General features: G+C 37.4%; 23 protein-coding genes. 18 read left to right on the top strand and 5 right to left on the bottom strand.

Annotated features, from left to right (window positions below):
* Positions 1 to 70: 70 nt before the first annotated feature.
* Complete coding sequence (gene rpmH, locus EG2_RS04850) at positions 71 to 205, bottom strand: 50S ribosomal protein L34 (protein WP_002356012.1); 135 nt, start codon at positions 203 to 205, stop codon at positions 71 to 73.
* 509 nt (positions 206 to 714) lie between these two features.
* Here rpmH and dnaA point away from each other — a divergent pair.
* The 14 genes from dnaA to EG2_RS04780 all read left to right on the top strand — a co-directional run bounded on the left by dnaA (position 715) and on the right by EG2_RS04780 (position 16,898).
* Positions 715 to 2,052: a chromosomal replication initiator protein DnaA gene (dnaA, locus tag EG2_RS04845; RefSeq protein WP_003129244.1), complete on the top strand. Its 1,338-nt coding sequence runs from the start codon at positions 715 to 717 to the stop codon at positions 2,050 to 2,052.
* Positions 2,053 to 2,211: 159 nt separating this feature from the next.
* The gene (dnaN, locus tag EG2_RS04840) at positions 2,212 to 3,342 is read left to right on the top strand and encodes a DNA polymerase III subunit beta (RefSeq protein ID WP_060813754.1); all 1,131 of its coding nucleotides are present in this window, start codon (positions 2,212 to 2,214) and stop codon (positions 3,340 to 3,342) included.
* A 224-nt stretch (positions 3,343 to 3,566) separates the two neighbouring features.
* Positions 3,567 to 3,806, top strand: coding sequence for a S4 domain-containing protein YaaA (yaaA, locus tag EG2_RS04835; protein ID WP_060813772.1), 240 nt, complete (start codon positions 3,567 to 3,569; stop codon positions 3,804 to 3,806).
* On the top strand, positions 3,793 to 4,905 hold the full coding sequence (gene recF, locus EG2_RS04830) for a DNA replication/repair protein RecF (protein WP_003129248.1): 1,113 nt from the start codon (positions 3,793 to 3,795) through the stop codon (positions 4,903 to 4,905). The genes yaaA and recF overlap by 14 nt, the downstream gene beginning before the upstream one ends.
* Before the next feature lie 5 nt (positions 4,906 to 4,910).
* The gene (gene gyrB / locus EG2_RS04825) at positions 4,911 to 6,860 is read left to right on the top strand and encodes a DNA topoisomerase (ATP-hydrolyzing) subunit B (RefSeq protein WP_060813753.1); all 1,950 of its coding nucleotides are present in this window, start codon (positions 4,911 to 4,913) and stop codon (positions 6,858 to 6,860) included.
* Between the two features lie 23 nt (positions 6,861 to 6,883).
* Positions 6,884 to 9,361 carry a DNA gyrase subunit A gene (gene gyrA / locus EG2_RS04820; protein WP_060813752.1) on the top strand — a complete coding sequence of 826 codons (2,478 nt, stop codon included), beginning with the start codon at positions 6,884 to 6,886 and terminating at the stop codon, positions 9,359 to 9,361.
* Between the two features lie 223 nt (positions 9,362 to 9,584).
* Positions 9,585 to 9,884, top strand: a complete 300-nt coding sequence (rpsF, locus tag EG2_RS04815) for a 30S ribosomal protein S6 (RefSeq protein WP_003129251.1) — start codon at positions 9,585 to 9,587, stop codon at positions 9,882 to 9,884.
* Positions 9,885 to 9,926: 42 nt separating this feature from the next.
* Positions 9,927 to 10,445, top strand: a complete 519-nt coding sequence (gene ssb / locus EG2_RS04810) for a single-stranded DNA-binding protein (protein WP_060813751.1) — start codon at positions 9,927 to 9,929, stop codon at positions 10,443 to 10,445.
* A 23-nt stretch (positions 10,446 to 10,468) separates the two neighbouring features.
* Positions 10,469 to 10,705 carry a 30S ribosomal protein S18 gene (rpsR, locus tag EG2_RS04805; RefSeq protein ID WP_003129253.1) on the top strand — a complete coding sequence of 79 codons (237 nt, stop codon included), beginning with the start codon at positions 10,469 to 10,471 and terminating at the stop codon, positions 10,703 to 10,705.
* A 259-nt stretch (positions 10,706 to 10,964) separates the two neighbouring features.
* Entirely contained in the window at positions 10,965 to 12,416 is a 1,452-nt protein-coding gene (locus EG2_RS04800) for a GGDEF domain-containing protein (protein ID WP_003129254.1), read from the top strand.
* A 13-nt stretch (positions 12,417 to 12,429) separates the two neighbouring features.
* Complete coding sequence (gene rplI, locus EG2_RS04795) at positions 12,430 to 12,882, top strand: 50S ribosomal protein L9 (RefSeq protein ID WP_060813750.1); 453 nt, start codon at positions 12,430 to 12,432, stop codon at positions 12,880 to 12,882.
* Positions 12,883 to 13,003: 121 nt separating this feature from the next.
* The gene (gene dnaB / locus EG2_RS04790; RefSeq protein ID WP_003129256.1) at positions 13,004 to 14,374 is read left to right on the top strand and encodes a replicative DNA helicase; all 1,371 of its coding nucleotides are present in this window, start codon (positions 13,004 to 13,006) and stop codon (positions 14,372 to 14,374) included.
* 203 nt (positions 14,375 to 14,577) lie between these two features.
* Positions 14,578 to 15,870, top strand: coding sequence for an adenylosuccinate synthase (locus EG2_RS04785; RefSeq protein ID WP_021148909.1), 1,293 nt, complete (start codon positions 14,578 to 14,580; stop codon positions 15,868 to 15,870).
* A gap of 152 nt (positions 15,871 to 16,022) precedes the next feature.
* Entirely contained in the window at positions 16,023 to 16,898 is an 876-nt protein-coding gene (locus EG2_RS04780; protein ID WP_060813749.1) for a DegV family protein, read from the top strand.
* Between the two features lie 62 nt (positions 16,899 to 16,960).
* On the opposite strand, the gene EG2_RS04775 is transcribed toward EG2_RS04780, so the two are convergent.
* Positions 16,961 to 18,583 (bottom strand): ABC-F family ATP-binding cassette domain-containing protein, encoded by a 1,623-nt coding sequence (locus EG2_RS04775; protein WP_060813748.1) that lies wholly within the window; start codon positions 18,581 to 18,583, stop codon positions 16,961 to 16,963.
* A 197-nt stretch (positions 18,584 to 18,780) separates the two neighbouring features.
* Here EG2_RS04775 and EG2_RS04770 point away from each other — a divergent pair, with 197 nt between their 5' ends.
* Complete coding sequence (locus tag EG2_RS04770; protein ID WP_060813747.1) at positions 18,781 to 19,599, top strand: ZIP family metal transporter; 819 nt, start codon at positions 18,781 to 18,783, stop codon at positions 19,597 to 19,599.
* A 41-nt stretch (positions 19,600 to 19,640) separates the two neighbouring features.
* Here EG2_RS04770 and EG2_RS04765 read toward each other — a convergent pair whose 3' ends face one another.
* Positions 19,641 to 19,844: a hypothetical protein gene (locus EG2_RS04765; protein ID WP_003129262.1), complete on the bottom strand. Its 204-nt coding sequence runs from the start codon at positions 19,842 to 19,844 to the stop codon at positions 19,641 to 19,643.
* A 143-nt stretch (positions 19,845 to 19,987) separates the two neighbouring features.
* On the opposite strand from EG2_RS04765, the gene EG2_RS04760 reads away from it, so the two are divergent.
* Positions 19,988 to 20,383 (top strand): DUF4809 family protein, encoded by a 396-nt coding sequence (locus EG2_RS04760; protein ID WP_060813746.1) that lies wholly within the window; start codon positions 19,988 to 19,990, stop codon positions 20,381 to 20,383.
* Positions 20,384 to 20,473: 90 nt separating this feature from the next.
* Here the strand turns inward: EG2_RS04760 and EG2_RS04755 are convergent, their stop codons facing one another.
* Both EG2_RS04755 and proB read right to left on the bottom strand, forming a co-directional pair.
* Positions 20,474 to 21,718 carry a glutamate-5-semialdehyde dehydrogenase gene (locus tag EG2_RS04755; protein WP_060813745.1) on the bottom strand — a complete coding sequence of 415 codons (1,245 nt, stop codon included), beginning with the start codon at positions 21,716 to 21,718 and terminating at the stop codon, positions 20,474 to 20,476.
* Positions 21,715 to 22,524 carry a glutamate 5-kinase gene (proB, locus tag EG2_RS04750; protein WP_060813744.1) on the bottom strand — a complete coding sequence of 270 codons (810 nt, stop codon included), beginning with the start codon at positions 22,522 to 22,524 and terminating at the stop codon, positions 21,715 to 21,717. The genes EG2_RS04755 and proB overlap by 4 nt, the downstream gene beginning before the upstream one ends.
* A gap of 211 nt (positions 22,525 to 22,735) precedes the next feature.
* Here proB and EG2_RS04745 point away from each other — a divergent pair, with 211 nt between their 5' ends.
* Positions 22,736 to 23,245, top strand: coding sequence for a dCTP deaminase/dUTPase family protein (locus EG2_RS04745; protein WP_060813743.1), 510 nt, complete (start codon positions 22,736 to 22,738; stop codon positions 23,243 to 23,245).
* A 52-nt stretch (positions 23,246 to 23,297) separates the two neighbouring features.
* Complete coding sequence (gene radA, locus EG2_RS04740) at positions 23,298 to 24,668, top strand: DNA repair protein RadA (RefSeq protein WP_003129268.1); 1,371 nt, start codon at positions 23,298 to 23,300, stop codon at positions 24,666 to 24,668.
* Positions 24,669 to 24,737 lie beyond the last annotated feature (69 nt).

Below are 24,737 nucleotides of genomic sequence, written 5' to 3'. Positions count from 1 at the left end.
ATATTTAGTAAAAGGGATTCACTATATTCCTTAAAAAACGGCATAAAAAAAACCACTGGCATTCAGTGGCTTATGCAGAAATAACCTTTCTGCCTTTACGACGACGACTTGCTAAAACACGACGTCCATTTTTTGTACTCATACGTTTACGGAATCCGTGAACTTTTTGACGTTTACGTTTATTTGGTTGATAAGTTCTTTTCATTTAGTGACACCTCCATCAAAATAATGATTATGCGCATAGACATACTTTGATAGTATAACGAGTCAGACAGTGTTTTGTCAATATAAAATTCACCCACTTTACCGTCTTGTTTTCCACATAAACGAAATTAACTGTGTGTTACTTGTGGATTTTGCATTTTTGTGGATAACTTATTTCCACAAGTTTTTCCTGCTTTTTCCACAAATAAACACCCTTCTAAAAAGTTATCCACAAACACTTTTCTAGCTGTGCATAAACCTTGAAAATGCTTTTATATCAACGACTTTGATTAACAGTTACTTGTGGATAAACAAGAGAACATTGTAACAATCCACAAACACTCACCCTCTGTGGATAACCGAAAATTTGATAAGTGAATTTCTCCTGTTCTTTTTTTCATAAATGTGGAAAAGTATTTTTTTCTAACCTTTTTTATTATAATCTGTGGAAAACTTCTTCCATCCGTGCTAAATTAGTATTATCTATTCTTAGCTATAGGAGGACAATTTATGTCATCTGCTGATTCCATTTGGCGAGATCTTCAGAAATCTTTTAAAGAAGAACTTAATCCAGCAAGTTACAGTGCTTGGATCGAAACAGCCAACATATTATCTTTTGAAAAAAATCAGTTATTGATTGAAGTACCCAGCGATCTTCATAAATCTTATTGGGAAAAAAATCTAGCTGCAAAAATTGTTGAGATGGGCTTCATGAAGACCGGTGAAGAACTAATTCCTAGTTTTGTCACTGCTGAAGAAGCAGAAGCTCTGCAAAAATCGCCTTCTGTTGAACAAACAGTTACTGAAAAAGCAGAAAAAAAAGGAAAAACCATTCTAAACGAAAAATATACTTTTGATACATTTGTTATAGGTAAAGGAAATCAGATGGCTCATGCTGCAGCTTTAGTTGTAGCTGAAGATCCCGGCTCTATCTATAATCCGTTATTCTTCTATGGTGGTGTGGGTCTAGGAAAAACTCACTTGATGCATGCTATCGGACATCAAATGCTGTTAAAAAGACCAAATGCAAAAATCAAATATGTGAGCAGTGAAAACTTCACTAATGATTTTATTACTTCGATCCAAAAGAATAAAATGGAAGATTTTCGGAATGAATACCGAAATGTTGATCTCTTACTTGTTGATGATATTCAGTTTTTGGTCAATAAAGAAGGGACACAAGAAGAATTCTTTAATACATTTGAAGAGCTTTATCGAAATAACAAGCAGATCGTTTTGACAAGTGATCGCTTGCCAAATGAAATACCTACGTTACCTGAACGATTAGTTTCACGGTTCGCATGGGGGTTATCTGTAGATATTACACCTCCAGATCTAGAAACTAGAACAGCGATTTTAAGAAAAAAAGCAGAAGCTGAACGTCTCGAAATCCCCGACGATACACTGAGTTATATCGCAGGACAAATTGATTCGAATATTCGGGAATTAGAAGGCGCATTAGTACGTGTACAAGCATTTGCAACTATGCAAAATTCGGATATTACAACAAGCTTAGCTGCAGAAGCAATCAAAGCATTAAAGTCAAGTCATGGAAGCACTCAGGTTTCTATATTGCAAATCCAAGAAGAAGTTGCAAAATACTACCATATCCATATAAATGATCTCAAAGGAAAAAAACGTGTTAAAGGAATTGTCGTACCTCGGCAAATCGCCATGTTTCTTTCTCGTGAACTAACGGATAATTCTTTACCTAAAATTGGAGCTGAATTCGGAGGTAAAGATCATACTACAGTCATTCATGCTCATGAAAAAATCCAACATCTCTCAGAAACAGATCCTACTATTAAGAATGAAATTTCAGAAATCAAAAATATTCTCTTTAGTTGAGTTGTGGATAAAGCAAAAACATGTCAAAAAGTTATACACAGGTTATACACAGGCGTTTTCGTTCATGTATCAAGGATATTTTCTAGTTATCCACAATACTAACAAGCCTATTACTACTATTACTTTATTTAATAACTATAAATAAAAGGAGTGCTCCTAATGAAAGTAACTTTAAATCGAACAGAGTTCATGCAAGAATTACAAACCGTTCAACGTGCCATTTCATCAAAAACAACCATACCGATCCTTACAGGTGTTAAATTAGTTCTAACGGATAAAGGTTTAACTCTGACAGGAAGTAATGCTGATATTTCAATTGAGACTTTTTTAAGCGTAGAGAAAGAAAAAGTTCAAATGAAAATTGAACAAACAGGAGCAATTGTTTTACAAGCACGATTTTTTAGTGAAATCATTCGTCGCTTACCGGATAATACTGTTACGCTGGAAGTGATAGAAAATAACCAAGTGGCAATAACTTCAGGGAAAGCTAACTTTACTGTAAATGGATTAGATGCTGATAGTTATCCACACTTACCAGTTGTCGAAAGTCAAGATCGCATCGAAGTTCCTGCTCACATTCTAAACAAAATTGTTAACGAAACAGTTTTTGCTGTTTCACAGCACGAAAGTCGTCCAATTCTAACCGGTGTTCATTTTGTTCTTGAAAATAAGAAATTATTAGCTGTAGCTACAGATTCCCATCGATTAAGTCAACGAGTAATTCCATTAGAAAGCGGGGATGCGAATTTCAACATCGTTATTCCTGGGAAAAGTCTGACTGAATTGTCCCGTTCTTTAACAGATGAAGAAGAAGCTATTCAAATCAGCATCATGGATAATCAAGTATTGTTCCAAACCAAAACAATGAAGTTCTATTCACGCCTATTAGAAGGGACTTACCCAGATACAAATCGTTTGATACCATCAAGCTTTAACACAGAAATTGAATTTTCAGTTCCAGAATTGTTGTCAGCCATCGAACGCGCATCTTTACTTTCACATGAAGGAAGGAATAACATTGTTCGTTTGTCAATAAATGAAGATTCTGTTATTTTATATGGGAATTCTCCTGAGATTGGTAAAGTAGAAGAGGATCTATCCTACGAGCAAGTTTCAGGAGAACCATTGGAAATCTCTTTCAATCCTGATTACATGAAGGCAGCTTTAAGAGCTTTTGGAGATACAAGCATCACGATTCGCTTTATTTCTGCTATCAGACCATTTACTTTGGAACCAACTGAAAGTCAAGGAAGCTTTATTCAATTGATTACACCAGTCCGCACAAATTAGAATTTTTCATGTTTATTGTAAATGCATGAAACAAACGACTGAAAATACAAAAATAGTTTAGAAGGGCTTAAAATCGATTTTAAGCCCTTCTTTTTGTTTTGGCTTATTTTTTATCTAAAACAATCAAAACTTCTCAGAATGAAAATTATACGGATAAATTTGTTTTATTCCTTAAAAAAGAGTATAATAATGGTATACGTTCTTCTATAGAATCGAGGGATAATATGAAAATGCAAATACCTTTAGAAACTGAATATATGACGTTAGGACAAATGTTGAAAGAAGTCAGCGTAATCAGCAGTGGTGGACAAGCAAAATGGTTCCTAGCTGAACATACGGTACTTGTAGACGGAGAGCAAGAGAATAGACGAGGCCGCAAATTATATGCGGGAATGAGGATTGAGATACCTGATGAGGGTACTTTTTTTATGGTAAAGAAGGAAGCCTCAGATGCGTCTGAATAATCTTCAGCTAAATAATTATCGCAACTATGAATCTTTGGAGTTATCTTTCGATAAAAATCTTGTCATTTTTTTAGGCGAGAATGCCCAAGGAAAAACCAACGTTTTAGAAAGTATTTATGTTTTAGCGATGACAAAAAGTCATCGAACTACAAGTGAACAAGAGTTGATTCGTTGGGATACAGCTGGAGCTCAAGTTAGCGGAGCTGTGTCTCGAGGGCATTCTACCATACCATTAGAATTATTTTTAACTAAAAAAGGTCGTAAAACGAAAGTCAATCATATTGAGCAAAAAAAACTTAGTAGTTACATAGGGCAATTGAATGTCATTCTTTTTGCCCCCGAAGATCTTTCACTTGTTAAAGGAAGTCCTCAAGTAAGAAGAAAATTTATCGACATGGAAATTGGACAGATTGATCCGATTTATTTGTATGATCTTGTGCAATATCAAAGTGTTTTGAAACAGCGAAATCAGTATTTGAAGCAATTATTTGAAAAAAAGCAAAATGATGAGCTCTATCTCACTGTGTTGACTGAACAATTGATTGAATTTGGCAGCAAGATCATTTTTGCACGACAACGTTTTGTAAAACGATTAGCATTTTGGGCCAATCAGCTCCATCAAAAAATAAGTGATGAAAAAGAAGTTTTACAAATAGAATACTTGTCTAGTGTTGGTACTGTAAGTGCGTCTCTAGAACAAGTTCAACAACAATTCAAAGATGCACTGGATCAAGTGAAAACACGGGAAAAAATGAGACAGATTTCTCTAGTAGGTCCACACCGAGATGATCTCAACTTTTTAATCAATGATAGGAATGTTCAAACATTCGGATCTCAAGGTCAACAGCGAACCACTGCACTAAGTGTAAAATTGGCAGAGATTGATTTGATGAAAGAAGAAACGGGAGAATATCCGGTTCTTTTGTTAGATGATGTCATGAGTGAATTAGACGATTCTCGCCAGTTACACTTACTAGAAACAATTGAAGGAAAAGTTCAAACATTTATTACTACAACCACACTTGAACATGTAAAAGATAAAATGTCTGTTGAAGCAGAGATTTTTTACGTAGACAAAGGACACATAAAAGGAGAATAGACTGAATGACAGAAGAAGAAAAAAGCTTAGTTGAACGTGCCAAAGAATATGACGCCAGTCAGATTCAAGTCTTAGAAGGTTTAGAAGCGGTACGCAAGCGTCCAGGAATGTATATCGGATCGACCAGTTCAGAAGGGCTCCACCACCTTGTGTGGGAAATCGTAGATAATTCGATTGATGAAGCACTTGCTGGTTTTGCTACAGCGATTCAAGTAATTATCGAAGAAGACAATAGTATTATTGTTGTCGATGACGGTCGGGGAATTCCTGTAGATATTCAAGCAAAAACTGGCAGACCTGCTGTTGAAACCGTATTTACTATTCTTCATGCAGGAGGAAAATTTGGCGGTGGCGGATATAAAGTTTCAGGGGGCTTGCATGGTGTAGGTTCTTCAGTGGTAAACGCATTATCTACCACATTAGATGTTAAAGTATACAAAGAAGGCAAAGTTTATTATCAAGAATACCATCGGGGAGCTGTTGTCGAAGATCTAAAAGTGATTGGCGAAACAGATCGTCATGGGACCACTGTTCACTTTGTACCGGATCCTGAAATATTTACAGAAACTACTGTTTTTAACTTTGATAAGTTGGCTACACGTGTTCGAGAATTAGCTTTTCTGAATCGCGGCTTAAAAATTTCAATTGAAGATAAACGAGAAGAACATCCTGTTCTGAAGGAATATCATTATGACGGCGGAATTAAAAGCTACGTTGAACACTTAAATGCAAGTAAGACAGTTATTTTTCCTGAACCAATCTATCTTGAAGGGGAACAACAGGGCATCACGGTTGAAGTTTCTCTACAATACACAGATAGCTATCATAACAATTTGCTAAGTTTTGCTAATAATATTCATACGTATGAAGGTGGGACACATGAGTCTGGATTCAAGACAGCTTTGACTCGGGTTATCAATGACTATGCACGTAAGTCTAAGCTAATGAAAGAAAATGATGAGAATTTAACAGGTGAAGATGTTCGAGAAGGTCTTACAGCGGTTATTTCCATCAAACATCCAGATCCTCAGTTTGAAGGACAAACAAAAACAAAATTAGGGAACTCAGAAGTGCGGACTGTAACTGATCGTTTATTTTCAGAACATTTCACAAAATTTTTGATGGAGAATCCAGCAGTTGGGCGCCAAGTAGTTGAAAAAGGACTGCTAGCCTCTAAAGCACGTCAAGCAGCTAAGCGTGCGCGAGAGATGACTCGACGTAAAGGTGCTCTTGAAATTAGTAATCTGCCAGGTAAGCTAGCAGATTGTTCAAGTAATGATCCTGAGAAATGTGAATTATTTATTGTCGAAGGAGACTCAGCTGGAGGATCAGCTAAACAAGGACGAAGTCGTGAATTCCAAGCGATTCTGCCTATTCGAGGGAAAATTTTAAATGTCGAAAAAGCAAGCATGGATAAAATTTTGGCAAATGAAGAAATCCGTTCACTATTTACAGCGATGGGCACAGGATTTGGAGCAGACTTTGATGTTTCTAAGGCACGTTATCATAAATTAGTGATTATGACTGATGCTGACGTCGATGGCGCGCATATCCGAACATTGCTATTAACTTTATTCTATCGCTACATGCGACCAATTGTTGAAGCTGGGTATGTTTATATTGCTCAACCACCACTTTATGGGGTAAAACAAGGAAAAAATATCCATTATATCCAACCAGGAAAAAACGCAGAACAAGATTTGAAGAATACAATCGAGTCATTGCCTGCAACGCCTAAACCAAGTGTTCAACGATACAAAGGTTTAGGTGAGATGGATGACCATCAGCTTTGGGAAACAACAATGGATCCGGAAAACCGGATGATGCTCCGTGTAAGTGTAGACGATGCAATTGAAGCAGATCAAATTTTTGAAATGCTAATGGGCGATCGTGTAGAACCAAGGCGTGCCTTTATTGAAGAGAATGCACATTATGTTAAAAATCTTGATATTTAGCCAATCGTAAAGGAGGAAATAGCTTGAGTGAAGCAAAACAAAATATTCATGATGTCAATCTGACAAGTGAAATGCGTGAGTCCTTTATCGATTATGCGATGAGTGTTATTGTTGCAAGGGCCTTGCCAGATGTTCGAGATGGACTAAAACCAGTTCATCGTAGAATTTTATATGGAATGAATGAATTAGGGGTTACACCAGACAAACCTCATAAAAAATCAGCCCGTATCGTCGGTGATGTAATGGGTAAATATCACCCTCATGGTGATAGTGCGATTTACGAATCAATGGTGCGGATGGCACAACCGTTTAGTTATCGTTATATGTTAGTGGATGGTCATGGTAACTTTGGTTCAGTCGATGGTGATGGTGCTGCCGCGATGCGGTATACTGAAGCCCGCATGAGCAAATTAGCAATGGAAATGCTAAGAGACATTAATAAAGATACCGTCGATTTTCAAAGTAATTACGACGATACTGAAAGAGAACCTGCAGTATTGCCTGCTCGTTTTCCTAATCTCTTAGTCAATGGTACAACAGGTATTGCGGTAGGTATGGCAACGAACATTCCACCACATAATTTGAATGAAGTAATTGCGGCTATTGAGCTGCTAATGGAAAATCCTGAAGTAACAACGAATGAATTGATGGAAGTTTTACCCGGACCTGATTTTCCAACGGGCGGCCTAGTTATGGGTAAATCAGGTATTCGACGGGCCTATGAGACAGGTAAAGGGTCCATTACGGTACGAGGAAAAGTTGAAGTTACTGAGATGCCTAATGGTAAAGAAAGAATTCTAGTTACCGAATTGCCGTACATGGTCAATAAAGCAAAATTAATTGAGCGGATTTCAGAACTTCATCGAGACAAACGAATCGAAGGTATTACGGACTTGCGCGATGAATCTTCTCGAGAAGGTATGCGTATTGTGATCGATGTTCGTCGTGACGTTAGTGCTTCGGTTATTTTGAACAACCTTTATAAAATGACGGCTCTTCAATCATCTTTTGGCTTTAATATGCTGGCGATTGAAAAAGGCGTACCAAAAATTTTAAGTTTGAAACGAATTTTAGAAAATTATATCGAGCATCAACAAGAGGTAGTAACGCGTCGTACTCAATTTGACAAAAACAAAGCAGAAGCACGTGCTCACATCTTGGAAGGGTTACGGATTGCTCTTGATCATATTGATGAAATCATTGCATTGATTAGAGCATCTAATTCAGATGATGAAGCAAAAAACACAATGATGGAACGTTTCAGTCTGTCAGATCGACAAGCGCAAGCGATTCTAGATATGCGTTTGCGTCGTTTAACAGGATTAGAAAGAGACAAGATTGAAAATGAATATCAAAGTTTGTTGGAATTGATTGCTGACTTAAAAGATATTTTAGCTAATCCTCAGCGAGTTTTAGAAATTATCCAAACAGAATTGCAAGAATTAGGTCAACGCTTTGGTGATGAGCGCCGAACAGAATTACTTGTTGGAGAAGTATTGAGTCTTGAAGATGAAGATTTGATTGAAGAAGAAGAAATTGTCATTACGCTGACAAATAATGGGTATATCAAACGAGTAGCAAATTCTGAATTTCGGGCTCAACGTCGTGGAGGTCGTGGTGTTCAAGGCATGGGGATTCATGATGAAGACTTTGTTAAAACGTTGATTTCTTGTTCAACTCATGATACTTTACTTTTCTTTACTAACATGGGGAAAGTTTATAAAGCTAAAGGATACGAAATTCCTGAATACGGACGAGCTGCTAAAGGTATTCCTGTGATCAATCTTTTAGGTATTGATTCAAACGAACGCATCGAAGCGATTATCCCTGCTTCTGGAGGACCTCAAGAAGGACGTTATCTGTTCTTCACGACACGGCTAGGTATAGTAAAACGTACATCAGTTACTGCTTTCTCCAATATTCGGGCCAATGGATTGATTGCTATTGGGTTACGCGAAAATGATGAATTAGTTAATGTAGTAGAAACCAATGGGCAAGATGTGATGATTATTGGTACACACAATGGTTATTCAGTTACATTTAAAGAAGAGCTGGTTCGAGATATGGGACGAACTGCTGCAGGCGTTCGAGGCATCCGTTTAAGAGAAGATGACTATGTTGTCGGCGCTTCTGTGATCAAAGAAGATAGTGAAGTATTAGTTATCACAGAGAATGGCTACGGAAAACGTACAAAAGGTTCAGAATACCCAATAAAAGGGCGTGGTGGTAAAGGAATAAAAACTGCGAATATTACTGCGAAAAATGGACCTTTAGCTGGATTGACTACAGTTTCAGGCAAAGAAGATATCATGCTAATTACAGACAAAGGTGTCATTATCCGATTTAACGTTGAAACAGTATCTCAAACTGGACGTGCAACTTTAGGTGTTCGCTTAATGAAAATGGAAAACGGAGCGAAAGTAGTCACGATGGCTACTGTAGATCCGGAAGTTTCTGAAACAGAAGAAGAAATATCTTCTGAAAGTCAGAATGAGGAATAGTAATGTAACTCCAACACGATGTTGTTGGAGTTTTTTTAATAAATGAAAATATTTAGTGCGTACTTATTGATGCAAGCAATTTTACTGTCAAAAGTCAAAAAATTAATCTTGTATTATGGATGAAAAAAATGTATAATTGGTATTTGTGAGTAGTCTAATCAGGCGACTCTCTCTGCTCCTAGAATATACTAGGGGCCTAAGACCACAGGGAGGTGAATAATCAATGGAAAATACGAAATATGAGATCTTATACATCATTCGTCCAAACATTGATGAAGAAGCAAAATCTGCATTGATCGCACGTTTTGACACGATCTTGACAGATAACGGAGCTGAAGTTATCGAGTCTAAAGATTGGCAAAAACGCCGTCTAGCGTATGAAATGGATGGATTCCGTGAGGGTATCTATCACATCGTTAAAGTTTCTTCTCCATCAAATGCAAGTGCAATCAATGAATTTGACCGTCTTGCTAAAATCAATGACGATATTATCCGTCACATGATTGTCAAAGAAGAAGAATAAAATTGTTTCACATGAAACAAAGCGATGAGGAGATGATGAACTTTGATTAATAATGTTGTATTAGTAGGAAGATTAACCAAAGATCCTGATTTACGATACACTGCTAACGGCACTGGCGTCGCGTCTTTTACATTGGCTGTAAATCGTAATTTTACGAACCAAAGTGGAGAACGTGAAGCTGATTTCATCAATTGTGTGATTTGGAGAAAGCCTGCAGAAACACTGGCTAATTATGCTCGTAAGGGTACATTACTTGGTGTGACTGGAAGGATCCAAACACGTTCTTATGACAATCAACAAGGACAACGTGTATATGTAACTGAAGTTGTAGCAGACAATTTTCAATTGTTAGAATCTCGTAGTGCTTCTGAACAACGACGCACTACCGAAAGCGGTGGAAATACTTCGTATAATACTAGTGGTTCTTCTGGATTCGGAAACAATAGCACAAATCAAAATCAATCCTCTCAACCATCAGGAATGCCTAACTTTGATCGAGATAATTCTGATCCGTTCGGAAACTCGTCAATTGACATTTCAGACGATGATTTACCATTCTAATAAATTGATAGGAGGGAAATAGAATGGCACAACAAAGAAGAGGCGGACGTAAACGTCGCAAAGTAGACTATATTGCTGCAAATCATATCGAACATATCGATTATAAAGATACAGAATTGTTAAAACGTTTCATTTCTGAACGTGGAAAAATTTTGCCACGTCGTGTAACAGGTACAGGGGCTAAAAACCAACGTAAACTAACTGTTGCAATTAAACGCGCACGTATCATGGGATTACTTCCATTTGTAGGCGAAGAATAATTTTTACTATTCAAAAGTTGACAACTGTTTTTGACAGTTGTCAACTTTTTTTGTATATACTATTGCTAAAAACATTTAGTGCATTTGTTATTTAATTCTATCTTTAAATAACACAAAGATCTTTGCTGATATTTGATTTGTGGTTTCCTAAATAAAGTTTCACGTGAAACTTTATTTAGGAAATCGCTTATTCGTATAAGATGTGGTAAAATATAAAAGTGTTTAATATTTCTATAGCAGTTTATTGAGGAGTTAAATTATGTCAGCAATCGGACTTATTTCAATTGATAACTATGATGATCTAATTGACAAAAAAGATGACAAACAAATATCCTACTTGAACTCTTTGATTACGACGCTGATTTCAGATTGGGCCAGTGAAAATCATATCTTTTATAAGCGGATTAATTCTGAACGCTTTCTTTTTGTTGCCAAGATTGAAGATATTGAGAAGATGAAAAAAGGGAATTTTGAATTTTTGACACGTGTTCGTAATATTGCTGAAAAGAATGACTTAGCCTTAACCATTAGTATGGGAATCTCTTACGGAGAAGAATCGCTAGAGACAATAGGCGAAGTAGCTCAAAATAATTTAGATATCGCCTTGGTACGTGGTGGGGATCAAGTGGTACTGAAGAAAGCTGATGAAGAAGCAAAACCACAGTTTTTTGGGGGAAATACAGATGGTACACCCAAGAGAACTCGTGTTCGCTCTCGGGCTATGAGTACTACATTAAAAAAAATATTTGCTGATAATAAAAAGGTATTTATCATGGGACACAGGTACCCTGATATGGATGCTTTAGGTGCAGCCTTTGGGGTTGCTTATATGGCAATGATGAGTGAACGTGAATGTTACATCATTTTAAATCCTAAAGAAATTACTGCGGATATTGAACGGGTATTAGAAGAATTGAAGAAATATCCTGATTTAGAACGAATTGTTATTTCAGGTGAGGAAGCTGTAACTTTATCCAATGAGGAAAGTGTCTTAGTAATGGTTGATTATCATAAACCGTCTATGTCAATCTCACAAAAAGTTTATGATGTATTTGATAAAATTGCTGTAATTGATCATCACCGTCGCGGAGATGAGTTCCCAGATAAGCCGTTGTTGACTTATATTGAATCAACAGCATCTTCGGCATCAGAGTTAGTCGCTGAGTTGATACAATATCGTTCTACTCGCAAAACACAAATTCCCAAATTTATCACTACTTCTTTATTGGCGGGAATTTACGTCGATACAAAGAATTTCTCTGTTCGAACAACTGGTAGAACTTTTGATATAGCTGGATACCTCAAAAATCAAGGTGCGGATACTTCACTTGTTCAATATATGCTTAGTACGGATTTAGATTCCTATTTAATGATTAGTGAACTAGTTTCTAAAAGTAAACATTACAAAGAAGATATCGTTATCGCAGTAGCTGATGATAAACGAGTATACGACAGTGTGACAGTCGCTAAGGCAGCGGATACGCTTTTATCAATCAACGGGATTCATGCTGCTTTTGTGATCACAAGGCAGCCTAGTAAGTTGATCGGTATTAGTGCTCGAAGCACTGGCAAAATCAACGTGCAAGTTTTAATGGAAGCACTTGGTGGAGGAGGCCACTTCACAAATGCAGCCACTCAAATCAAGGATAAAAGCTTGGATGAAGTCAAAAAAATGTTAATTCAAGAACTTAACAAGTTAGAAAGAGAATGAGGAGTGACCACAGATGAAAGTTATTTTCTTGCAAGATGTTAAAGGAAAAGGAAAAAAAGGAGATATTAAGGATGTACCAAATGGGTATGCACAAAACTTCTTAATTAAAAACAACTTAGCTAAACCAGCTAATAATGAAAGCATGGCCGAATTAAAAGGAAAACAAAAAGCACAAGAAAAACATGAAGCGGAATTACTGGCGGAGGCTGAAGAACTAAAAACAGTTCTTGAAAAGGAAGAAACAGTTGTTAAAATTAAAGCGAAAGCAGGAGAAGACGGTCGATTGTTTGGTTCTATTCCATCAAAACAAATTGCTGATGCTTTGAACAAACAATATAGTATAAAATTGGACAAGCGGAAAATTGAGTTAGAACAACCCATTCGGGCATTAGGTTATACAAAGGTGCCCGTCAAATTACATTCTAAAGTAACTGCTACAATTACCGTCCAAACGGTACAAGAATAAAAAGTTTCCCAACAGTAAAATGTTGGGATTTTTTAAGCGGATATTTTTGTAATCGAGGTTCTCTTGTGCTTTGATTTGATATCCTGTAGAATAAATGAACACTAGATTAGGAGCGAAAGTCATGAATGAAGTATGGCAAAATCAAATTCCGCCTCAAGACATTGAAGCTGAGCAAGCGGTTTTAGGAGCAATCTTTTTAGACGCGGATTCAATTATTGATGCGATGGAAATTATTGAACCACAAGATTTTTATCGGCGCAGCCATCAGATTATCTTTCAAGCGATGATTCAACTCAATGATCGTAATGAATCCATCGACCTAATCACATTGAAAGCAGAAATAGAAAAAAGTAATAGTCTGGAAGATATCGGCGGGCTTACTTATTTAACAGAACTTAGCCAAGCTTCTCCTTCGGCAGCTAGTATTGCTTATTATGCAAAAATCGTGGACGACAAAGCGACTTTACGCAACTTGATTCAAACCGCTAGTCGTATCGTGACAAAGGGGTTTGAACAAGATGAAGATGTTCAATCGATTGTCGATCAAGCAGAGAAAAGCATTTTAGAGGTTTCAGAAAAAAGAAATAGTAACGGATTTCAGTCTATTGCTGATGTGTTAAATCGAACAATTGAAAATATTGATCAGTTAGCGCAAAATAACGAAGAAATTACCGGATTGCCTACTGGCTATGCAGCTTTAGATAAAATGACAGCTGGACTTCAAAAAGAAGAGCTGATTATTTTAGCAGCACGTCCTGCTGTTGGTAAAACAGCTTTTGCACTAAATATAGCACAAAATGTAGGAACAAAAACAGATCGTTCTGTCGCCATCTTCAGCTTAGAGATGGGTGCAGAATCATTAGTCAATCGAATGCTATGTGCGGAAGGATCTATTGAAGCCAGCCACTTACGGACAGGTCAACTGTCAGAAGAAGAGTGGCGCAATTTGATCGTGGCCATGGGAAGTTTGTCGAATGCTAGTATTTATATTGATGATACACCTGGAATCAAAATTTCCGAGATTCGAGCACGTTGTCGTAAATTAGCACAGGAAAAAGGGAATTTGGGTTTGATATTGATTGATTATTTGCAATTGATTGAAGGTACAGGAAGAGAAAACCGTCAACAAGAGGTCTCTGAGATTTCTCGGCAATTGAAGAAATTAGCCAAAGAATTAAAAGTTCCAGTTATTGCGCTTTCTCAATTATCACGAGGGGTGGAACAACGCCAAGATAAACGTCCAGTTTTAAGTGATATTCGTGAATCTGGATCTATTGAGCAAGATGCAGACATTGTTGCATTTCTCTATCGAGACGATTACTATCAACGTGAAGGTGACGAAGAGGATGGCGGTGAAGAGCCGCAAAACAATAATGTCATTGAAGTGATTATTGAAAAGAACAGAAGTGGAGCACGGGGAACAGTTGAATTATTGTTTATTAAGGAATACAATAAGTTTTCCTCTTTATCTCCAAGAGTTGAGTTTGCATAGGATAGGTTGCGACTGGTACTATTGCCGGTCGCTTTTTTTATTCGTATTTAGCTTTGTATAAAAAAAAATAAATAAAATATAGTTCGTTTTTTTCTGCTTTTTTTTATTTTAATCGATTCAATCATTCGATTTTAGATTGAATCCATGATCGAATACTGGTACAATACTCATGGAGTGCAATATATAAAGAAAGAGGTCATTAAATGTCATCTGTAGTAGTAGTAGGTACCCAATGGGGCGATGAAGGAAAAGGGAAGATTACCGACTTTTTGAGTGAAAATGCGGAAGTGATTGCACGTTATCAAGGTGGAGATAATGCAGGACATACTATTAAGTTTGATGGAGTGACATATAAATTACACTTGATTCCATCCGGTATTTTTTATAAAGATAAAATTAGCGTGATCGGAAATGGCGTAGTTGTGAATCCAAAATCTCTTGTTAAGGAACTTGCCTATCTAAAAGAGAATAATATAATAACAGATAATTTGAAAATTTCTGACCGTGCCCATGTTATTTTACCGTATCATATCAAATTAGATCAGTTACAAGAAGATGCTAAAGGTGACAATAAAATCGGAACAACGATCAAAGGGATTGGTCCAGCTTATATGGATAAAGCCGCTCGTGTAGGTATTCGAATTGCTGATCTTCTTGATAAAGAAATTTTTGAAGAAAGATTACGTATCAATCTTGAAGAAAAAAATCGTCAATTTGTTAAAATGTTCGATGATGAGCCGATTGCTTTTGAAGATATTTTTGAAGAGTATTATGAATATGGTCAACAAATCAAGAAATATGTAACGGATACTTCAGTTATTCTAAACGATGCGCTAGATCAAGGGAAACGCGTACTGTTTGAAGGTGCTCAAGGAGTTATGCTAGATATTGATCAAGGAACATATCCGTTCGTAACATCCTCAAATCCAGTAGCTGGTGGAGTAACCATTGGTAGTGGAGTGGGTCCTTCTAAAATCAATAAAGTAGTTGGTGTTTGTAAAGCATATACTTCAAGAGTTGGTGACGGCCCATTCCCAACAGAACTTTTTGATGAAACAGGCAATCAAATTCGTGAAGTTGGCCGTGAATATGGTACGACAACTGGTCGTCCACGTCGTGTTGGTTGGTTTGACTCTGTTGTCATGCGTCATTCAAAACGTGTTTCTGGTATCACGAATCTGTCTTTAAATTCAATTGATGTTTTGAGCGGCTTGGAAACTGTAAAAATTTGTACTGCTTATGAATTAGATGGAGAATTGATTTATCATTATCCTGCAAGTCTAAAAGAATTGAATCGTTGTAAACCAGTCTATGAAGAGTTACCAGGCTGGTCAGAAGATATTACTGGATGCAAAACATTAGCTGATCTTCCTGAAAATGCACGTAACTATGTACATCGTATCTCTGAATTAGTTGGGGTTCGTATCTCAACATTTTCAGTAGGGCCAGATCGTAATCAAACGAATATATTAGAGAGTGTTTGGGCACAAATCTAATCAGTGGGTAGAATTAATTAGTAGAATTGAATAGTAGAAAGAACAAGGCCGAGTATTTTAGAAGAAAATCGATGATTTTCCCGTCTTCAAGTATGATTTCTTCTGCCTTGTTCTTTTTTTGCTATAATAAGGTTATCAAAGGGGGTGTACCTATGTATCAAATCATTACAGATTCATGTTGTGATCTACCAGCAAAAAGATTAGCTGAATTGGGTGTTCAATACATATCTATGACAATTGAACTTGAAGGAAAAGAATATATCGATGATATGGGTGAACAATTTGACGCCAAGTGGTTTTTAGAAAAATTAAAAGAGAATGCACAACCGACAACTTCTCAAATCAACGTCGGACGTTATGTTGAATTTTTTCGTCCATATGTAGAATCGCACACACCGATACTTTATTTAGGTTTTTCGTCTGGAATGAGCGGTTCTTTTCAAAGCGCTGTTCAAGCTGTTGCTATTCTTAAAGAAGAATACCCTCATGCTGAAATCACACTCATTGATACAAAATCTGCTAGTTTGGGAGAGGGTTTTTTAGTAGCTGAAGCAGCCAAAAGACAAAGTGAAGGTTGGTCTCTTCATGAGGTCAGCCAGTGGGTAGAAGAACATAAATTATCTCTAGATTCTTGGGTGACAGTTGATGATCTTCGTCATCTTGAAAGAGGCGGTAGAATATCTAAAACAGCAGCGGCCATTGGCGGACTATTAAATGTTAAACCAATTATTACTGTAGATACAGAAGGAAAGTTGAAAAATGTCGATAAAGTGAGAGGTCGAAATAAATCAATTCAAAAAATTGTTGATAAAACAGTAGCGAATCTGCGTGAATCTCAAATAGAGACGGTTTATCTTGCAAATGCAGGTGATGACGAAGCAGCAGAAAAAGTGTTAAGACTCTTGAAAGAGCAATTTCCAGCATTAATTATTTATCATTATCCTTTAGGTCCAACAATTGCCAGCCATACAGGATATGGTTGTTTGGCACTTTTTTCATTCGGAAAAACACGTTTGATCAGTGATTGATTTTCTCTTAAATATAAAAGCCAAATGCAAGAGTTCTTGCATTTGGCTTTTTCATTTGGAGATCAATTATATAATTCTTGAATTCTTTGTTGTACATCTTTGTTGTCTAAGAACTCATCATAGGTAGTCTCTGCACGATCAACAACACCTTTATTTGAAACGGCGATAATTCGATTTGCGAGCGTTTGAATAAATTGATGGTCATGAGAGGCAAAAAGTAAAGAGCCGGTAAAAGCCATAAGGCCATCATTCAATGCAGTGATCGATTCTAAATCTAAGTGATTTGTTGGATCGTCTAAGACAAGAACATTAGCTTTTGATAGCATTAGTTTTGATAACATACAACGAACTTTTTCGCCACCCGATAGAACATTGACTGGTTTTAAGACTTCATCACCTGAAAATAGCATCCGACCTAAGAAACTACGTAAGAATGTATTATCATCTTCTTCTTTACTAGCATATTGACGCAGCCAATCAACGATTGGTGTATCTGTATCAAATTCACTAGTAGTATCTTTTGGCAAGTAAGCGTGTTGTGTAGTAACACCCCAGCGGACGCTACCAGTATCCGGCACGATCTCGCCCATAATGACTTTGAATAGGGTAGTCGTTGTGATGTCGTTATTGGCAATAAAGGCAACTTTGTCATCTTTGTTCAAAGTAAAAGAGATATTATCTAAAATCTTTTTACCATCAATAGTCACACTGACATTATCTACTTGTAATAAATCATTACCGATTTCACGTTCTGGTTTAAATCCTACAAAAGGATAGCGGCGTGAAGAAGGTTGAATATCATCAAGAGTAATTTTATCCAACATTTTCTTTCGAGAAGTGGCTTGCTTTGATTTTGACGCATTTGCACTAAAGCGAGCAATAAATTCTTGCAGTTCTTTGATTTGTTCTTCTTTTTTCGCATTTGATTGTGATTGCAATTTTGCTGCTAATTGACTTGATTCTAACCAAAAATCATAGTTTCCGACATATAGTTTGATCTTCCCAAAATCTAGATCTGCCATATGGGTACATACTTTATTTAAGAAGTGACGGTCATGGGAAACTACGATAACGGTATTATCAAAGTTGATTAAAAATTCTTCTAACCAGTTAATAGATTGGATATCCAATCCATTAGTCGGCTCATCCAAGAGCAAGACGTCTGGTTTTCCGAAAAGAGCTTGTGCTAACAACACTTTCACACGTTGACCAGCTGTTAATTCTTTCATTTGGACATGGTGTAATTCATCAGGGATATTCAACCCTTGTAAGAGAACTGCGGCTTCAGGTTCAGCTTCCCAACCATCCAATTCAGCAAACTCTCCTTCTAGTTCAGCAGCACGGATACCATCTTCGTCACTAAAGTCTTCTTTCATGTAGATCGCATCTTTTTCTTTCATTACGTCGTATAATCGTTTGTGACCCATGATAACTGTTTCAATAACTGGATATTCTTCGAAGTCAAAATGATTTTGTTTCAAAACAGCCATTCGTTCATCGGGTCCTAATGAAACATTTCCTGTAGATGGTTGGATTTCTCCAGATAATATTTTTAAGAAAGTTGATTTACCAGCACCATTTGCACCAATCAAACCATAGCAATTGCCAGGCGTAAACTTAATATTAACATCGTCGAACAGTTTGCGATCTGAAAAATGCAAACTTACATCACTTACTGTAATCAATTCTTTTCCTCACTTTATATATATTGACATTGAGTCTCCTAGCATTATAGCGATGAATGTTGAAAGTTTCAAGTAAACTCAAGGATTTCCCTACAATCAAACAAGGAGTTTAGAATTATTTTGAGTAAAACAAAAGGCTAGAATCAAGCGTTTTCCTATGCTAGAGTAAAGGGAGAAGATAGGAGGAGAGAAATGTTTTGGTTGAATGGTTAATGCAACTGTCCCCGTGGCAGCAGGCTTTGTCTGGTACTTTATTTACATACGCCATGACTGCTCTAGGTGCGGCACTTGTTTATTTTTTTAAGGATATCAATAAAAATGTTCTGAATACGATGTTGGGATTCGCTTCTGGTGTAATGATTGCTGCGAGTTTTTGGTCATTACTAGACCCTGCTATCGCTCGTGCGGAAGAAAATGGGGACATCCCATGGCTTGTGGTTAGTATTGGCTTTGGATTGGGTGGACTATTTTTATATGCTGCAGACAAAACATTACCGCATATGCACTTTGGTCCTAACCATGAAACAGAAGGCTTTCCAAGCCATTTAAAACGAACGATTCTGTTGGTTTTCTCCATCACATTACACAATATTCCTGAAGGCTTGGCAGTTGGTGTGGCTTTTGGAGCAGCCGCCAGCTCGGAAGATCCTCGGGCAGCAGTTTTGGCAGCTATTTCAGTAGCTATTGGTATTGGGATCCAAAATTTTCCCGAAGGAGCTGCTGTATCCATTCCTTTAAGACAGGAAGGGTTGAGTCGTAATAAGGCCTTTGTCTATGGACAAGCTTCTGGGATCGTTGAACCGATTGCCGGTGTTATAGGCGCTTTGCTGGTAACAAGTATGACAGCCGTTTTGCCATATGCTTTAGCATTTGCAGCGGGAGCGATGATTTATGTAGTGGTAGAGGAACTAATACCTGAAGCACAACAAACAGCTAGTAGTCGACGGCATTTTGCAGTTTTTGGTGTTATGACAGGCTTCATTCTAATGATGGTTTTGGATGTTGCTTTAGGATAATCAAAAAAGACTTGGAACAGATAATGCTCCAAGTCTTTTTGTTAGTTATAGTATTTTTTTGGTCGTTGTCGAACGTTTGTCAGCCACCGGACAATTAGAACAGCTAACAATAAAGGAATACCAAAACGAAAAATTAAGCCAATCAATCCGCCAATTAATCCTAAGACGAGAGATAAGAGCAATGAAGCCAGAACTAAAACTGCTACAACAGTTACGATTTTACCTAACAAACTTTGTGTATTCATAATAAATCCTCCTATGCCTTTTTCTTAAATTCATTTTATCAAGAAAGAAGAGGTGGAACATCCATCTTAAGGCGGAATTTTTTCTCCGTCGGTAGTCAAAGAGATGTTAGTGAGGTAAACTGGTAAAAAAAGCAGGTGAGAATATGAAAGCAATTATCAAAAGTAAACATTTTATTACGGAAGGAGGGTGCAATGCTTGCCAGGCCTTTGAGTTAGAAACGTTTACGATGCACTTAGAGAATGGTAAAGAAGTTTCTGTAGAAAATCTGGACGTAGCATCTTTAGTAATGCCACTTATCCAAAATGAGCAATGGCAGACAGCGCTATTATTAGACGAAGAAGAGGGCTACATTTTTCGAAAAGAGAATCAAGAAGTAAAATTTGTGGATAATGATGCTACACAAGTATTTGTTTCAAAAGAACAAAGAATTGTTTGTCAGAAAAAAGCCTGTGATCAGGAATTGTTTACAGAAGCAAATACAGTTTTGCAGCAACTCTTCGCTATGGAACCAGTTGAATTTGTAATTGAACAAGCATAATCAATCAGAAAAGCAGCTTGAAAAAAGAAACTTTCAATCAAAAGTGAAAATCACTTAAAGATTGAAGTCTCCATAATCAAGCAGCTTTTTTTATTTACGTATTTGACCTTCTCCATAGATAATATATTTGGTGGAAGTCAGAGCTTCAAGTCCCATTGGGCCTCTAGCATGCAATTTCTGAGTTGAAATGCCGATTTCTGCTCCAAACCCAAAAACAAACCCATCCGTGAATCGTGTAGATGCATTGACATATACTGCAGCAGCATCTACTTCTTGTAAGAATTTTTGAGAGGCAAAGTAGTTATCCGTGACGATAGCTTCAGAATGCTTAGTGTTGTAATGATTGATGTGGGCAATTGCTTCATCGATGGAATCTACAACTTTGATGGCTAAAATATAATCTAGAAATTCGGTTTGCCAATCTTCTTCAGTAGCAGGTTGCGCATTTATTAAATAGTTACGCGCATTCGTATCAACACGCAACTCTACTTTATTTTTCAGTTCTTTTTCTAGTAAAGGTAGAAATTCTGCTGCACAACTTTTATGAACGAGGATCGTTTCGATTGCATTGCAAACAGAAGGTCGCTGAGTTTTGGCATTGACAACAATGTCGACAGCCATCGGAAGTTGTGCATCTTTGTCAATAAAGATATGGTTGTTACCAGTTCCTGTTTCAATGACAGGAACTGTTGCTGTTTCTTTGACACGACGAATGAGGTTAGCACCGCCTCGTGGAATCAATACATCCAAGTACTTGTTCAAGCGCATCATTTCATCAGCCACTGCATAACTGGTGTCATCAACAAATTGAATAGAATAGGGTGAATATCCATTGGCGCTTAATGTTTCTTGTAAAAGATTTACAAGGATTTGATTTGAGTAGAAGGCTTCTTTACCTCCTCGCAAAATGACAGCATTTCCAGATTTGAAACATAGACCGGCAGCATCTGTAGTCACATTGGGTCTTGCTTCATAAATAATTCCCACAACACCTAACGGTACACGTTGTTTACCAATTAAGAGATTATCACTATTGCGCCACATTTTGTCCACGATTCCAAGTGGATCAGAGAGCTGAACGATTTCTCGAATACCAGTTGCCATCTCCTTGATTCGTTCATCAGTTAATTCTAGGCGATCAATTAAAGTTGGATTTAATGCATTTTTTTTTGCAGCAGCAAGGTCTTTTTTATTTTCTGTTAAAATTCGTGAACGATTTCTTTCAAGTGTATCGGCCATAGCTGATAGTAAGTGATTTTTCTCAGTAGCGGTTAGTAAGCTAAGTGAAGCCGCACTCTTTTTTGCTTGCTTTCCCAATTGCATTAAATCGATCATAATGTTTCCTCCTTGTAAAAGTAAGTGCCAACCTTTTTGCCAGCTAAGATATCAAAAATGATTTTAGGCTCTTTCCCATTCGCCAAGATCATTGTGGCATCTGTTTTGAGAATACGATCCGCAGCTTTTAATTTGCTTGACATGCCACCAGTTCCATACGGACTTCCTTTTCCGGTTGCTTGTTTCATTAAATCAGGTGTAATCTCAGTAATTTCATCATAAAGTTTAGCAGTTTTGTGATGTAGCGGATTAGCAGTATAAAACCCATCGATGTCGGATAGCATAATCAGCAGATCCGCATGGACTAACTGCGCTACAATTGCAGATAATTGATCATTATCACCAAATTTAGTAAGATGGTCCAACTCATCTATGGCAACTGTATCATTCTCGTTAATTATTGGGATAATTCCCATCGCTAAGAGCTGCTCCAATGTATTACATACATTTTCTCGACTTTGAGGAAACTCAATAATATCTCGAGTCAACAATAATTGAGCAGTTTTTTGATTGTAAACTTGAAAACGGTGATTGTAAATATTCATTAATTCGGCTTGCCCCACGGCTGCAACAGCTTGTTGCTGGGGGATTTCTACAGGACGTTGTGGAATGTTTAGTTTATTCATCCCTACACCAATAGCACCAGAAGAAACGAGAATAATCTCTTTGTTTTGATTCTTTAGATCGGACAGAACAAAAGCCAGTTCATCAATACTCGAGAAGTTGATATTTCCATTGGGATAGACCAGGGAACTTGTCCCAATTTTGATAACGACTCGATTCGCTTTTTTTAGTTTCTCTCGCATGGATGTAACCACCTCTTCTGAATTCAGTAAATAATATTTTTTCCATTGTACTAGCAAAATAGCCTTTCGTCATGTCCTTTTTCTATTTTCTTCGTTTTTTTGACTGCGGAAGCGAAGAAAATATAAAGAGTTTCTGATAATTTTGTTTTCATTAAAGAAAACAAGGGTTACTATGCTAAAATGACTATATGTTTATTAATTGGAGGAAAAGATGAAGACACGTGGATTTGAAATTGTTTCAACATATGCAGATAAGGATATAACTCTTCCGCAACGCGCAACACACCATGCGGCAGGGTATGATTTTGAAGCGGCAGAAGAAGTCGTAATACCTAGTATATGGAAAGCGGGATTGATGAATGGCATCCAAGCGTTGACAGCTAAAGATGTTCAAAAAGCAATCAAACCGACACTGGTTCCGACTGGAATCAAATCATATATGGGAAAAGAAGAGTATTTACAATTAACGAATCGTTCGAGCAATCCTCTCAAACGTTTTTTGTTACTAACAAATGGTGTCGGAGTAATTGACAGTGATTATTACAATAATTCTGATAATGAAGGGCATATCATGTTTCAATTTACGAATTTTGGTCCCAGTGATTTGACCATCAAAAAAGGTGAACGAATTGGTCAAGGGATCTTCTTGCCGTTTTTAAAAGCGGATCAAGATGTAACTAGTCAATCACGCTCTGGAGGATTTGGTTCCTCAGATCTGTGATTGTTCGATATACGCATGGAGTCAGTCCTAGATAACGAATTGGAGGTTTGCAATGGCTAAGAAAGCAAAGAGTCAGTTTGTCTGCCAAAATTGCGGATATTCTTCACCAAAGTATTTAGGGAAGTGCCCTAATTGTGGTAGTTGGAATTCGATGGTAGAAGAAGTGATTCAAGAAACAACGGATCGGCGAGTACGGACCACTCTTACGGGACAACGGATGCAACCAACAAAAATTGCTGATGTTATACCAAAAAAAGAACCACGAGTACAGACCAAGCTAGCAGAGCTAAACCGAGTTTTGGGTGGTGGTGTTGTTCCGGGATCATTGATTTTGATTGGTGGTGATCCAGGGATCGGCAAGTCGACTCTTTTACTGCAAGTCTCCCAGCAGCTTGCAGCTATTGGCGGCAAAGTATTGTATGTTTCGGGTGAGGAAAGTGCAGAGCAGATAAAAATGCGTGCCCAGCGTTTAGGAGCCATTGATACGGAATTTTATTTATATCCAGAAACGGATATGTCTGAGATAAGCAAGGCAATCGAAAATCTAACACCGGATTATGTCATCATAGATTCGATACAAACGATGACACAACCAGATATCACTAGTGTGGCAGGAAGCGTGAGTCAGGTTCGAGAAACGACTGCCGAACTTCTAAAACTGGCTAAAACCAATGGGATTGCTATTTTTATTGTGGGACATGTAACCAAAGAAGGTTCAATTGCTGGTCCACGAATGCTAGAGCACATGGTAGATACCGTTTTATATTTTGAAGGTGAAAAGCATCACAGCTTCCGTATTTTGCGTGCCGTCAAAAATCGATTTGGTTCGACAAATGAGATTGGGATTTTTGAAATGGAAGCAGGCGGATTGAAAGAAGTAGCCAATCCCTCTCAAGTCTTTCTCGAGGAGCGATTAGAAGGCGCTACGGGTTCTGCCATCGTTGTTGCAATGGAAGGCAGTCGACCGATTTTAGTAGAGATCCAAGCTTTGGTGACACCAACTATGTTTGGTAACGCTAAACGCACGACTACCGGATTGGATTTTAATCGTGTTTCATTAATCATGGCGGTCCTTGAAAAACGGGCTGGGTTGCTTCTACAGAATCAAGATGCTTATTTAAAAGCAGCTGGTGGTGTAAAATTAAATGAACCTGCAATCGATTTAGCAATTGCAGTCAGCATAGCCTCAAGTTATAAGGAAAAAGGTACGAGTCCTACAGAATGTTTTATCGGTGAAATTGGGTTGACTGGTGAGATTCGACGTGTCAATGCGATCGAACAACGGGTAAAAGAAGTGCAAAAATTAGGATTTACTAAAGTATATTTACCTAAAAATAATCTTACTGGGTGGCAACCGCCCAAAGGTATCGAAGTAGAAGGTGTGTCAACTTTATCGGAAACCCTACGAAAAGTTTTTCGTTAATTCTGATAAGGTGTTAGTTAAAAAAAGAATAAATTCGAAGATGAGACGAAAATAACGAAATTATCAGAA

The organism is Enterococcus gallinarum NBRC 100675, from assembly GCF_001544275.1.
Taxonomy (GTDB): Bacteria; Bacillota; Bacilli; order Lactobacillales; family Enterococcaceae; genus Enterococcus_D; species Enterococcus_D gallinarum.
The sequence above is the reverse complement of the archived record's forward strand: the minus strand, read 5'-3'. Positions and strand labels throughout refer to the sequence as shown.